The following is a 13,762-nucleotide window of genomic DNA, read 5'->3' on the forward strand; positions in this document are numbered from 1 at the left end:
GGAGGCGATAATTTGAAACTTTCGGTGCTCATCAACAATTTCAATTATGGGCAATATTTGCGCCCATGCATCGACAGTGTTCTGTCGCAGGCCTATCCCGACTTTGAAGTGATCGTAGTCGACGACGGCTCGACGGATGATTCCAGGCAGATTCTCGCCTCCTATGGCGAGAAGATCCTGCCGGTGTTGAAGGAAAACGGCGGCCAGGCCTCGAGCTTCAATGCGGGTTTTGCGGCCGCGAGCGGCGATATCCTGTTTCTCCTCGATGCCGATGATGCGTTTCTGCCCGGTAAACTCGCCGGGATCGCCGAGATCTACGATCGCAACGAGATCGACTGGTGTTTCGACCGGGTGACGACCAATGAAGGCGACCAGCCTCCGGTGCGACTGCAGGTGACGCTCTTCGACAAGCGGGATACGCTTCGCAACGGCGGCTTTCCCTCGCTTCCGGTTCCGACATCGGGCCTGAGTTTCCGCCGCAGCCTGCTGTCGCAGATCCTGCCGATGTCGGTTGCGACAGACGTCGTCCTCAGCGACAACTATATCAAGTTCGCCGCAGCCTATCTCGGCCGCGGCGCCATCGTCGAAACTCCTCTGACCTTCCAGCGCATTCATGCGTCGAACCGCTATACCGGCACGAGCAGGGCAAAGACATTGCGCCCACGCATCATGATTGCGACGGGACTGGAGCTGGCACGTCGTTATGACGGGCTGCAGGCGCTCGGCAAGAGCCTGGTGGCCGGCGGCATCGCCGAAACGACCTCGCTGCTGAAGCTCAGGAGCGAAGCGCGCAATACGGTCGCCGGCGGCCCGTTCGGCGATGCAGCCGCAACCGAAGTGGCCCTGATGGCGGCGCGCAAGCGTTTGGGAAATATGCTGCGGAGAGGACAGGCATGAACCAGCAAGAAACTCTCCCGCCTTCATCCGCCGATATCGCAGCGGACGCCGCACCGCTGAAGATCGCCGTCGGCGTGCTGACCTATCGCCGTCTGGACGGGATCGCCAAGCTGCTCGACGTCATGACGCGCCAGATCAGGCACGCCGCCCGCCCCTATCATCTCACCATGGTGATCGTCGACAATGATGCGGCCGGCAGCGCGAAGGCAACGGTGGAGGGGTTTGGCCAGACCGGCGCCTACGATCTGATTTACGTCGTCGAACAGAACCAGGGCATACCCTTTGCACGCAACCGCGCGCTGGATTCGGCACCTCCCGGCACCGACCTCTTCTGCTTTCTCGACGACGACGAATGGCCGGTCGACGGCTGGCTGGACGCCATGCTGGAGACCCGCGAGAAAAACCGCGCCGATTGCGTCTACGGCCCCGTTCAGCCGGTCTATCCCGAAAACCCGCCGGAATATTTCATCAAGGCCAGGGTATTCGAGCGCAAGAAGAACATCGACGGCCAGCGTATCGGTTATGCGGCTTCGAACAATGTGATGTTCGACTACCCCCTGATCCGCTCATGGAACCTTCGTTTCGAGGAGAAGATGCGCTTCACCGGCGGCACGGACTATCTTTTCTTCAATCAGGCCGTCCGCCGCGGCATGCAGATTTTCTGGGCCGACAAGGCGCTGGTCTATGACATCGTTCCTGCGAACCGGATGACCTGGAAATGGGTGTTGCAAAGACAATACCGACTCGGCAATACCTTCGCAGTCAGCGAGGTTCTGCACGGCAATCTCAAGCGCCGGATTTATCGCGCCGCTTATGGTGCCACGCGGGTCCTGCTTGGACTGGCCATGCTGCCGGCGATCTTGATTTCACCCTACTGGGGCATGCGTGCCCTCACCCATGTTCTGCGCGGCGCCGGCATGGTCAACGGCATTCTCGGACATGCATATCAAGAATATAAGCCCAATGCCGCTCTTTGAGACTGTTTGGAGCATGTTCAGATGAGCTTTGACGCTTCCGACGTTCCAACCGGACATATCCTGTGTGATTGGCCGTCCGTGAACTTCAAGGCTTCAACCAACCCGGCCAAAAATGGTACAGTTCCGTGGAACTATCTTGACATGACCGCCGTTCGAACAGAACCGTTTCCCACACATGTCATCGGTCAAATATAGGAGATGCCTGTCTATGGCTGAGAAAAAATTGAAGGTTCTCGCTGCCTCGTCAGGAGGCGGCCATTGGGAGCAGCTGATGGCCATGCGCGGCGCGTTCGAAGGCTGCGATATCGTCTTTGCAACGACCATTCCGGGCCTGCTTGCCAAATATGACATTCGCGACGGTCTGGTGCTTCCCGACTGCAGCCGCGACTCCATTACCATGTCGATCCGCTGCTTTTTCAGCGCCTTCTCCATCGTCATCAGACACAGGCCTGATGTCATCATCTCCACCGGTGCGGCGCCCGGACTTTTTTGCCTGCTTGCCGGCAAATTGACGGGCAAGCGCACGATCTGGATCGACAGCGTCGCCAATGTCGAGAAGCTCTCCCTGTCGGGAAAATTGGCTGGCCGTATCGCGACGCTCTGGCTGACGCAGTGGCAACATTTGTCGCGGCCGGATGGTCCCCACTACGCAGGAGCTGTGCTTTGATCCTTGTCACCGTCGGAACGCAGCTGCCGTTCGATCGCCTCGTCAAGGCTGTCGACTCTTTTGCAAAGGATCTGTCCAGGCCGGTTCTGGCGCAGATCGGCAAGGGGACTTACACGCCCCAGAACATGAAATGGATCAAGAATATCGAGCCCGCGGACTTCGACAGGGTCTTTTTCGATGCAAGCGTTATCGTTTCTCATGCGGGAATTGGCACAGTGCTGACCGCGAAACGTTTTGGAAAACCGATCATTCTCGTTCCCCGGCAGGCGTCCCTCGGAGAACATCGCAACGACCATCAACTCGCCACGGTAGGCCAACTCGCCGGCCGGCCAGGCATCTATGTCGCCCATACCGACGAGGATCTCAAAAACTATCTTCTCGACGATCTGGACAGTCCCTCTCACGAGGACCCGTCTGAGGCTGGGCGGACTTCGCTGGTCAAATACCTCAAAGGCTATCTCGCGGCGGTCTGAACCAAGCCCCTCGCGGATCTGTCATTCTTTGCAATTGCCGCCGGCAATCTGTTTGACAAGCTCCGGCACGATGATTTTGGAAGCAATGTCAGGCAGGGGATGGGCGCCATCGGGGATGGCTGCAGCCAGATCCTCCGGCGTCAGACGCTGCCAGTTGGGCTGGTGGTCGACAAACTCCAGACCCCGTTCCTCAGCCTCCGCCTGATGGGCCGCGATGTAACTTCCGACAAAGGGACGGATCAGGCCACGCATTCCCGAAAACGGGTTCATCGCCATGACGATGATCCGCGCGCGCGGCAGGCGCTGCCGAAGCCGGTCGAGGATGTCGCCGATATTCTTGCGGCTTTGCGCAAGCGACACGAACCGCTGCAAGGCTGCATCGTTGGCATAAAGCTCGATCAGAACGATATCCGGCTGCCCGGCAACGACGCGATCAAGCTGGGTGAGAGCCCATAGCGTCGTCTTGCCGCTCTTTGCAACGCTCTCGACTTTCACAGGTCTTTGCAGGCAGGCTGCAAGCTCAGTCTCGAGCGACGGCTGCCACCCCCCGCGGGCCGTCAAGGATGTGCCGAAAGCCACTATTTTCAACGGCGGAAGGCCCTCGGCATTGCTATTCCCAGTCACCGAAAACATCGCGAAACAGGCAAAAAGCAAAAGCAGCCCATAAGCCGGTTGTCTCGCCATTGGCATCGCTCGCCAGAGCCGCAAACCGATCATGAGGAGACCTTGCAACAGGCTTGGAGCCATCTTGCGAAATGGCCGCGCATCGCTGTTCGATCGTGACAGATCGCTCACCAGGGAACCGCGCTTCTTTTCACACGCCCAAAAGGTGCTGGAACGCTTTCGATCACTGCATATTTCTCAATCGGTTCCGATTTCAGAAATTATGCAGAAGAGCCAGATCGATGACAACGGCCTCTTTGAAGCGTTGGCGACGCGGTACGCCGCCAATCACTCCTCACGAAATACGTGCTGCATCTGATCGGTCAGCGGCTTGGTAAGATAAGAGATAACGGTCCTGTCGGCGATCTTGATAAAGACCTCAGCCGGCATGCCCGGATAAAGCTTTATAGCCTTCAGCTTGGCGATGCTTGCAGCCTCCGGCTTGACGCGAAGGGGATAATAGCTGATGCCCGTCCGCTCATCCTTGACGATATCAGGCGCAATCGAGGTGATCTCGCCGCGCACATCAGGCGTCGTGCGCTGATCGAAGGCGCTGAAACGCACATCGACGGACTGGCCGACGTGAACCTGGTCGATATCGCGGGTGGCAACCTTCGCTTCAACCGTAAGGTCTTCGTTCTCGGGAACGACGAGCATCAGCGTCTCGCCAGGATTGACGACGCCATTGACCGTGTGAACCGAAAGCTCATGAACGCGCCCGCTGAGCGGCGCGGTAATGTCGAGGCGGCGGAGCTGATCGACCGCCGTTCCCCGGCGCTCTTCATTTTCGGCGATCTTAGCCTCAACGTCGGTCAGTTCCTTCGCGATCTCGGAGCGACGGTCCTCGTCCAGCTGAATTGTCTGGCGATCGAGCTCGATTGCCTTGCCTTCAGCCTCTGCCTTTGCCGCGATTTCCTGGCCGCTGTTACCCTGGAGTTCAGCGCGGGCGCGCTTCAGCGAATTCAAACGCTGCAGCGTGACCAGCCCTTTCTTGTAGAGCGTATCGACGCCCTCGAGTTCCTGTTCGATCAGCCCGAGCGAATCATTGGTCGCATTGATCTGAACGACCAATCCTTTGATCTGCTCGGCCAGCTGATCCTTGCGCGAGGCCAACTGGCTCTTCATGCCGACCAGCGCCGATCTGCGGCTGTCGAACAATTTCGTCTCGCCGTCCAGCAGATCCCGCGCCGCGCTGCTGGATGTCAGATCGCTGATGTTTTCCTCGACATTGAATGACTCGGCGTCGATCCGTTCGGCCTTCAGCCGGGCGCGGCGCGCGTAAAGCTGGGCGAGCGTGCTCTCGACGATCGAGAGCTGCGCCTTTGTCGTCGTGCCGTCGAGTTGTATCAGGACCTGTCCAGCCGTCACATGGTCGTTTTCCGCAACCAGCAGCTTGGACACGATGCCGCCGGTCAGATGCTGAATCTTCTTCACGTCACCGTTGACGACAACAACACCTTCGCCGATGACGGCGCTCGAAAGCTCCGTCGTTGCCGCCCAACCGCCAATGCCGCACACGAGAGCGATAGACAACGCGCCGACGATAGCGACATGACGATTGAGGGAGCGTTTCGATTCGCTGATAACTTTACTCACAATCTTCCTTCCGGCCTATTCGGCGGCCATGCCGTCGACGACGACCTTGAGCTGAGCCACACGCTCGGCAATCGGCGTACGCGCCGCCGCCGCGTCCGGCCGGCTGACCCGCGCCAGCACTTCTTCCTTGGGACCGAATGCGATCATCCGGCCGTCCTGCATCATCAGCACGAAGTCGCATGCTGCCAGAACACCGGATCGATGGGCGATGACGACGACGATGCCGCCGCGTGCGCGCACGCTCATGATCGCAGCACTTAGCGCCCGCTCGCCTTCTTCATCGAGATTGGAGTTCGGTTCGTCGAGCACCACCAGGAATGGTTCGCCGTAAAGCGCTCTTGCAAGCGCGATGCGCTGTCTCTGGCCGGCCGAAAGCGCGGCCCCACCTTCGCCGATTTCGGTTTCGTAACCGTTCGGCAGGCGAAGAATGAGATCGTGAACGCGCGCTGCCCTCGCCGCGGCAACCACCGCCTCAGGCGACATTTCCTTGGCGAAACGGCAGATATTCTGCGCGACGGTTCCCGAGAAAAGCTCGACATCCTGCGGGAGATAACCGATATGCCGGCCAAGCGCGTCGCCATCCCACTGGTCGAGCGCTGCGCCATCGAGGCGAATGGATCCCCTGACGGTCGGCCAGACACCCATCATCGCCCGCGCCAGCGACGACTTGCCCGAGGCGCTGTAACCGATGACCCCGAGGGCGCTTCCTGCTCTCAAGCCGAAGCTGACATCGGAAATGACCAGACGCTGGCCGGCCGGCGGTCCACTCGCCAAACCCTCGACCGTCACCTGCTTGGAGGGCGCCGCAAGCGCCAGCGGGACCGGAATTTCCGGAATGGTTTTCAACAGATTCGCAAGCCGCGCCCAGCTTTGCTGGGCGGAAACGAAACCGCGCCAATTTCCGATCGCCGCTTCGACAGGCGCCAGAGCGCGGGACGTCAGAATGGAGCCGGCGATGATAATGCCTGAGGAGGCCTGGCCTTGAATGACGAGGATCGCACCGGTCGCCAGCGTTCCCGATTGCAGGGCAATACGGAAAATTTTCGACAGCGTCGCATAACCGTTGCCGACATCCGACGCCTGCCGGGTGATGAGCCGGTATTCGCTGTTTTTACGGTCCCAGATTTCAGCCATGGTGCCCGCCATGCCCATGGCGTGAATGACTTCGGAATTGCGGATCGAGGTCTGCGCAAAGGCATTGCGCATATTGCCGGCTTCGGATTGCCGTTTTGACAGCGTACGCGTTCCCTGGTTGGTCAGGAACGTCAGGATGGCGAGAACCAGCGATCCACCGATCGCGATATATCCGATCGCCGGATGAAACAGGAAACAGATCACGACATAGAAGGGAAGCCAGGGCAGATCGAACATCGCCGTCGGACCCATGCCGGACAGGAAGGTTCTGATCTGGTCGAAGTCGCGCAACGGCTGCAGCCCGTCCCCACCGATCTTGACCTTCAACGGCGCCTTGATCAGCGCCCGGAACACGCGTCCATTCACCATCTCGTCGAGCGAGCCGGCAACGCGCACGAGCATTCTGCTCCTGAGAACTTCGAACGCACCCTGAAAAGCGTAAAGGGCCAACGCAAGTATTGCCAGAGCACCCAGCGTCGGTATGCTTTTGGCGGGAATGACGCGGTCATACACCTCAAGCATAAAAAACGAACTTGTGAGATAGAGGATATTGATGAGCGCGCTGGCTATGCCAATGAAGACAAGGCCTCCCTTGCATTTTCGCAAGGCTTTGGATGGCTCGCTGACGTCCGCTGCTGAACTCTGAAACACCAAGTAATCCCTCTTCTACCGCATCGCACGCAGGTAAACGCCAACGCGCTCCGCAGTTACGGGCCCATCAAGCCCGACAATGACATAGTCGCATTTGGATCATCGGCACCGGCGCCGGGTCTCCGCTTGCAAGTTCACGACTTATTATATGAATCGCACCGAAAGATGGCCGAAAATTCCAATTTTAGCGCGCCAGTTTAGGGGTTCTAGCTTAACGCTACGATAAATATATCGGCTTAAGCAAGTGAAAATCCCAAACCGCCCAATAACGGCTCAACGCGCCGGCCGCCGGCCGCGCATAGACACGATGTTTACTGGGGCATTAACTATACGTTCAATATACATCTTTCTTGCTTTTGCGGGACGGAACATTTTTGTCATTGACCGTCCTTCGCTCTTTTGATTTCGACGGCAGATCCGGCGAGTTTGGAGCATGTCGCGGAAAACTGTGTGGCGGTTTTGCGGCAACGACATGCGCAAACAGGACCTAAAGCGCGGGGAGCGATTTCGATCGCGGCGCGCTTTACACGTCGAGACGGACCGCTCGGCAGCAGCGGCCGGCTGACGCCGTCCCGGCGGCAGTCTGCTTCAGAGCAATATGTGGCTGTGATGGAATGCATCCACATCGATGCCGACGCTCAAGCTGTCCGTGTCGATATGCGAAGCGCCGTCGGAGATCTTGTACTGGAAGGACTCGCTGACCTTTCCGCTGAGGCCGGCGATTTTCGCCGCATCGACCGTGTAGGTGTAGTCGCCGTCGCTATCCACATGGATGACACCGTATTTTCCGGTCAGCGTCAGACCGTGTTTGTCGACCGCACTATCACCGAAGCGGCGAAGCAGCACGATCCCATTGGCCGCATGATCGTTTTCAAGAAGATTGCCGTGATAGGCGTTGCCGGTGTCGGCCGAGATCTTCAGAGTATCATGCACCGCGACAATTTTAGCGGCGACGGTCGGCGATGTGGGCGCCGTGTGCGTTTCGATGACCGGCTCGACAACTGGCGTGGCGGGGGTCTGTACACTTCCTGATGTATTGCCGGCAGCACTGTCGAGTTCGGCCTGGGCTTGTTCGAGCGTCTTGTTGTCGCTGACGGAGAACGTGTTTGCGACGGCAATGACGGCAGCTATCGTCGACGTCGACACCAGGCTGTCGACTATATTGTCATGGAAAGAGCCGGTTGCAGCTCTGTCGACCTTCAGCGCCGACGAGGTCAGATCGTCAAAGACATTGTCATGGACGTCGATATTCGAGCGAACATAATCTGGATAACCCGCCGCACTGATCGATACGCCCCACACGCCGTCGTGAATATAGTTTCCGCTGATGTCGTAGTTCTTCGCATCGCCCTGATCGCCAAGGCCGATGCCATAGGACCATTTATAGCCGCCGAATCCGGAAATATCGTTGTCATGAATGGAGATATTCGTACCCGCCTGGGCGCTCAACCCGAAGCCGCCGCCGACCAGCGTATTGCCCTCGACCACCGCATCTGTGGCGCGCACCAGCACCAGCACGCCCTTGGCGCTATTGGTCTCGGTCTGCTCCAGATGATTGTCCTTGACCAGGATATTGCTGCTGTCATTCAGCTGGATGGCGTCAGCTGCGCTGCCGAGGCTGTTGGTCACGGTATTGTTGATGAGAGTGACGCCGTTGACCTTTTCCATCCAGATGCCGTCGGCATGCACACCGGTCAGCGTGCTGTTCTCGATCGTGATGTTCTGGCTGCTTTGGAAGCTGACTGAACCGGCCTTTCCGGAAAGGCCCGTATTTGTCACCTCGACGTTGCGCACCGTCCAGTTCGACACATTGCCCGCATAGATCGCGTTGGCCCCGGTATCGGCAATCTTGATGTTCTCGATGACGATGTTCGACGCCTTGGAACCGTGGATACCGTCATTGCTGCTGTGAATGACCGGTGCGTCGCCGATACCATAGCTGCCGATCGTGATCGGAGCGGTGACGCTGCCCGAATATTTCAAGTCGAACTGTTCGTTGAACACGCTTCCGGCAGCAAGGAGCACGCTGTCTCCGGGATTGAGCTTCAAGGCTTCGACAGCAGACAAAGTCGCAAAAGCTGAATTCTCGCCGGTTCCGCTATTGTGGTCGGATCCTGTTGCTGAATTCACGTAGTAGACGGTCATGCTCTGATCTCCCCGCGCCAATGGAAATCTTTTAAGCGTGGACCTCTCTCCGCCAGCTAAAATGAAACACTAAAATGCCGGACATCCCGCAATAATTCTTGAATTCTGAAGAAAAGGACGTGCTTCAGCGGTAAACATTTTGCATTGCAGCGAATTTGTACCGCACAATTCACGTATACCTCTCAGTAATACGTGCAACACGAGCGCATCTCTCAACCTGTGATATTTCGATAGAAAGGAGTTCAGCCCGGTACCTAAATTCCTTGGTAAACGGCTATGACGACGAAGTCGCAGCGACAAACATCAGGCACAATCCAGTTGCAATAATGCTACAATCAATCAAAAACTTAAAATTTAACAATAGCTCAATCTGATTATCCGGAATATGACAAGCAGAAGAAGCTTCATGCCGTATTATTGTAAATTGCCCACCAATAAAATTTCTTGTCACCGGAAGAAAATTGGCAGCGAATGTCATAGCTTGCGTTTTCAATTATTGTTAACGCAATATTACCTAGGCCTTTCATTATCTTATGCACATTTAACGTGTGCCGATATTGAGCATCGCGCCCAGAAATGCTCACTTTTTGTTAATTATGTTCTTGACTCTCCGAATTAGGAAATCCTTAATCGGGCCGCTCGCCAAAGGTCAGGGACGGCCGGCGAAGAATAATTCAAGGAGAGAATTCAATGGCTATTCATGCAACCGACGATACTGCAACATTCCTGGAAACCGACGTCATCTCGGGAAATCTGCTTTCTAACGATTCATCCGACAACGGCCACCTGTTCCTGCGCGCCTTCGATCAGCAGAGCGTTGGCGCCAAGCAAGGCAACAACCAGGTCACCGAAATCCAGGGCGACTACGGCACCTTCTTCGTCAAGCCGGACGGCAGCTACACCTATGTTCTAAGCGCCGCTGCCAAGGTCAACTTCACCAATGGTGAACTGCTTCAGGAGAAGGTCTCATACAAGATCTCCGACGGCAGCGGCCACACCGACGTCGGCCTGTTCACGCTGAATATTCAGGGTGTAACCCAGGTCAAGCCGATCGCTGTCGACGACCATTACAGCTTCATCGAAGGCAACCCCATCGGCGGCAACGCTCTCGCCAACGACATTCCCGGCGACAATGGTCATCTCTTCCTCCGTCAGTTCGGCACCACGAGCGTCAACGGCAATCCGAGCGCAACGACCGACGTCGCCGGCACCTACGGCACGTTCCACGTCAAGTCGGACGGCTCATTCACCTATGATCTGGCAGCAGATATCGCCCCGGGCGATCACGTCACGGAAACCGTCCAGTACTACAAGATCTCGGACGGCCAAGGTCACACGGATGTCGGCGTTCTGACGCTCAATATCACCGGCACGGATTTCGTTTCGGGCGCCAGCGTCTGATCGTTCCATAGCCGATCAATAGACAATGCCCGCCGCGCAAACGGCGGGCATTCTCATATTTCAGTTCGGGCTCGATAAAAAAACCGGAGCAGCGGCTTGGCTGCAACCCGGTGCCGGTATGCGCCAGCCTTCAAAGCGTCGACGAATTATCTGCTGCAACGCTGTCGAAACCGTGCTGTCGCACCGTCTCCGACGCTCGCCCAGCTTCGATCAAAGATTGGACGAAGCTGCGGGCTGATCTCTTTTATCGCAGCATTGACCCTGCAGCGATCGCCGAGTTTCAGCATTGTCGTCAGATCGCTATCGAGCGCGCGCTTGGCCGCGGCAAGCGTCGCGTCGGTGAAATCGTTCCAGAAATAAAACCGCGTCAGAACCATCATTTCGTCGTGGGGCGCCAGCACAACCGAGCGCTTCATCATTCCCGCAATCGAAACCGGCTCTTCCGCAATAGTCGACTGCACGGCCGCAAGACGAAGCCAAAAATTGCTGTTCGTCGGCATGCACGACAGCGCATACCGAAGATATTGGCGCGCACCCGATGCTGCAGCGGCCCAGGCGTCATAGTTGACATTGACGTTTTGCCGATCGAGTTGCGCCAGGACGAGCGTTACGCCAGCCGCCACAATGTCGGATCGGCAATAATGCCCGTCAACAACCTCGACACTGCGCGAAGCATATTTAGCCACGACATCATCGGCGACAGTCCCGCCACGCTCGATCCTTTCGGCGACGATCGAGATGCTTGCCGTTCTGATCGACGCGTACAGCTCACGACCAGCCAGCACCGCAAAGGCGACGGTGACGACAACAAAAACGACCCTGGAAACCGAAACGGACCGACTGCCGAACATCAGCTTTCGGTATAGTATCGCGAATACCGCTTATAATAATATTCGCTCGAACCGAATGTCCGGTAAAGCTTCATCTGCGACGGGTCGACCTTGGTCAATACGGCACCGACGCATTTTGCATAGAGTTCCGGCTCGGACAGCAGGGTCGACTGCACGACCTTGCGCGAGGTCTTCCCCCACTCGATAACGAACACCACCGCATCGAGCTTCGAACTGATAGCGCGCGCATCGACAACCGGCGCCAAGGGCGGCAGGTCGACGATAATATAATCGAAGCTCTGACGCGCCGTTTCAAGAAGCTGATCCATGCCGCGTGACGCCAGCAACTCCGACGAATGCGGAACGCGGTACCGCGCCACCGTCGGCAGAAATGCAAGCTTTGTCCTTGGATCGAGTAGGATCAGATCCTTGAGCGGACGACCGTCGACGATCGCCTCGAGCAAGCCCGCCTCGGCATGGCGGCCGATTGCCCGGGTTGCGCCGGGATTACGCATGTCGCCGTCGATCAGCAGGCAGCGCGCACCCTGCATTGCCAGAAGCTTGGCAAAATTGACGGATGTCGTCGACTTGCCCTCCCCGGGCAGGCTCGACACGACGCCGATGACCTTGCAGCGCTGATCGGCGGCGCTGATGTCGATGGCGATTTTCGCGCTTCGAAGCGTTTCGGCAAATGCCGACAGCGGATGCTCCTCGACATAGGTCGTCGTCTTCCCGCCTCTGGCGATGCTTCGCGGATTGTTGGGATCGACAAGCGCCGGATCGTCGACGTTATTTTCGATCAGCGGCATGACGCCGAGAGACTCGACATCCAGCACTTCCCGGACATCGTCACCGGTGCGGAAGAACCGATCCCGGAATTCACGGAAGGCGCCGATGCCGCTTCCGACTGCGCATCCGAGGAACATCGCAAAAGCGACGACGAGGGCTCTCTTTGGAGCACTCGGCTTCGTCGGAGTCTCCGCCGTCGTGATGATACGCGCGGCAGTGATCGGAAAGCTCTGCTGCTGAATGGCTTCCTGATAGCGCGTCAAGAAGCTCTGATAGAGATTCTTGTAGGTATCCCGGGTACGCTCAAGCTCGCGAAGCTGCACCTGCGTCTCGCCGGCCGTTGCAGCCACTCCCGTCGCTTGATCAACGCTTTCGCGGAGCGACTTCTCTCGAGACTGAGCGACCTGTACCTCGCTTTGATAGCTCTCAGAAATACGGTTCAACTCGTCAAACATGAGTCGTTCATATTCGGCCATTTCCGCACGAAGCCGGACCGCCTGGACGTGGTCCGGACCGAGTCGCGCCTCGATTTCGGCTTCGAGCTTCGAAGCTTCAAGATATTTCTTGCGCAGGTCGTTCGAAATGGAGCTGTCGAGCACATCCGTGACGATCGCATCGGTCTGTTTGGCATCGATAATCGACTTGACGCGCGCATATTTTGCCTCGGCCTGCGCTGTCGCCGCCTGGGCATTGATTAGCTGGCTGTTCAGTTCGGAAAGCTGCTGCTCGCTGAGAAGCGTTCCGGTTCCTGACTCGACAAGCCCGTGCTCGCTACGGAATTTCTGAACCGCAAGGTCGGTGTCCAGCGCCTGCTGTCGCAGTTCCTCGATACGCTCTTGCAACCACGCGCCGGCCCGGCGTGTCGCCTCGTATTTCGAATTGAGCTTGTCGACAAGATAGACGTCGGCGATCGCGGCCGCGATCTGACGCGCCATGTCGGGCGACTGCGAGGTATAACTGACATCGAGAACGTAGGATTTGCCGACGCGTTCGACATCGATATTGCCGGCGACGGTTTCGGCAGCAAACCGCCGCTTCATGTCCTGATCCGGTGCCACGGCCGCGTCATCGGCAAACCACGATTTGAAATTCACCAGAGATTTCAGCGTCGCGACTGAAAACAGCGAATTCTGCTGTGCGTTAAACACCGGATCGTCGACAAGCTTCAACTTGTCGACGACGGCATAGGCGATCGTGTCGGACTTCAACAACTCGACCTGGCTGAGGACCGTCCCTTCGTCATCGTCCAATTGGCCGAAAGCCGCCAGCTGGTTGATCACCTGATTGTCGCTGCGATCGATCAGCACGCTTGTATCGGCGGTATAGACCGGTACCGATGTCACCACATAGACGATGCCGAGAATGGCGAAGGCGAAAGCGCTCGCCGCGACCATCCGCCACTGTCGGCGGGCAATCGCGATGAGCTTGTCGAAATCGATGAAATCAGCTTCGTTTCCCGTATCGCGGGAGGGGTCGATACGCGGCGTAAGTTTATCTGGCGATAGCAATTTCGATCTCCAACAAAGGCGTCAAGCGCTA

At 57.5% G+C, this 13,762-nt stretch carries 11 protein-coding genes; 5 read left to right on the plus strand and 6 right to left on the minus strand.

Annotated features, from left to right (window positions below; all coding sequences use genetic code 11):
* The first annotated feature begins 12 nt into the window (after positions 1-12).
* The 4 genes from RHEC894_RS16485 (at position 13) to RHEC894_RS16500 (ending at position 3,014) form a co-directional block, all read left to right on the plus strand.
* The gene (locus RHEC894_RS16485; protein ID WP_085738071.1) at positions 13-897 is read left to right on the plus strand and encodes a glycosyltransferase family 2 protein; all 885 of its coding nucleotides are present in this window, start codon (positions 13-15) and stop codon (positions 895-897) included.
* Positions 894-1,874 carry a glycosyltransferase family 2 protein gene (locus RHEC894_RS16490; protein ID WP_085738072.1) on the plus strand — a complete coding sequence of 327 codons (981 nt, stop codon included), beginning with the start codon at positions 894-896 and terminating at the stop codon, positions 1,872-1,874. The genes RHEC894_RS16485 and RHEC894_RS16490 overlap by 4 nt, the downstream gene beginning before the upstream one ends.
* Positions 1,875-2,082: 208 nt before the next feature.
* On the plus strand, positions 2,083-2,541 hold the full coding sequence (locus RHEC894_RS16495) for a glucuronosyltransferase (RefSeq protein ID WP_085738073.1): 459 nt from the start codon (positions 2,083-2,085) through the stop codon (positions 2,539-2,541).
* Positions 2,538-3,014 carry a glycosyltransferase gene (locus RHEC894_RS16500; protein ID WP_085738074.1) on the plus strand — a complete coding sequence of 159 codons (477 nt, stop codon included), beginning with the start codon at positions 2,538-2,540 and terminating at the stop codon, positions 3,012-3,014. Before RHEC894_RS16495 ends, RHEC894_RS16500 begins: the two co-directional genes overlap by 4 nt.
* 21 nt (positions 3,015-3,035) lie before the next feature.
* Here RHEC894_RS16500 and RHEC894_RS16505 read toward each other — a convergent pair whose 3' ends face one another.
* The 4 genes from RHEC894_RS16505 to RHEC894_RS16520 all read right to left on the minus strand — a co-directional run bounded on the left by RHEC894_RS16505 (position 3,036) and on the right by RHEC894_RS16520 (position 9,203).
* Entirely contained in the window at positions 3,036-3,731 is a 696-nt protein-coding gene (locus RHEC894_RS16505; protein ID WP_085738075.1) for an SGNH/GDSL hydrolase family protein, read from the minus strand.
* 234 nt (positions 3,732-3,965) lie between these two features.
* Positions 3,966-5,273: an HlyD family type I secretion periplasmic adaptor subunit gene (locus RHEC894_RS16510; protein WP_085738076.1), complete on the minus strand. Its 1,308-nt coding sequence runs from the start codon at positions 5,271-5,273 to the stop codon at positions 3,966-3,968.
* 15 nt (positions 5,274-5,288) lie between these two features.
* Positions 5,289-7,058: a type I secretion system permease/ATPase gene (locus RHEC894_RS16515; RefSeq protein ID WP_085738077.1), complete on the minus strand. Its 1,770-nt coding sequence runs from the start codon at positions 7,056-7,058 to the stop codon at positions 5,289-5,291.
* 588 nt (positions 7,059-7,646) lie between these two features.
* Entirely contained in the window at positions 7,647-9,203 is a 1,557-nt protein-coding gene (locus RHEC894_RS16520; RefSeq protein ID WP_085738078.1) for a right-handed parallel beta-helix repeat-containing protein, read from the minus strand.
* Positions 9,204-9,875: 672 nt separating this feature from the next.
* Here RHEC894_RS16520 and RHEC894_RS16525 point away from each other — a divergent pair.
* Positions 9,876-10,604, plus strand: a complete 729-nt coding sequence (locus RHEC894_RS16525) for an Ig-like domain-containing protein (protein WP_281069160.1) — start codon at positions 9,876-9,878, stop codon at positions 10,602-10,604.
* Between the two features lie 146 nt (positions 10,605-10,750).
* Here RHEC894_RS16525 and RHEC894_RS16530 read toward each other — a convergent pair whose 3' ends face one another.
* Both RHEC894_RS16530 and RHEC894_RS16535 read right to left on the minus strand, forming a co-directional pair.
* Positions 10,751-11,455, minus strand: a complete 705-nt coding sequence (locus RHEC894_RS16530; RefSeq protein ID WP_085738080.1) for a hypothetical protein — start codon at positions 11,453-11,455, stop codon at positions 10,751-10,753.
* Positions 11,455-13,731, minus strand: coding sequence for a polysaccharide biosynthesis tyrosine autokinase (locus RHEC894_RS16535; protein WP_085738081.1), 2,277 nt, complete (start codon positions 13,729-13,731; stop codon positions 11,455-11,457). Before RHEC894_RS16535 ends, RHEC894_RS16530 begins: the two co-directional genes overlap by 1 nt.
* Between the last annotated feature and the right edge of the window lie 31 nt (positions 13,732-13,762).

Origin of the sequence: Rhizobium sp. CIAT894 (assembly GCF_000172795.2) — a bacterium.
In the GTDB taxonomy this organism is placed as follows: Bacteria; Pseudomonadota; Alphaproteobacteria; order Rhizobiales; family Rhizobiaceae; genus Rhizobium.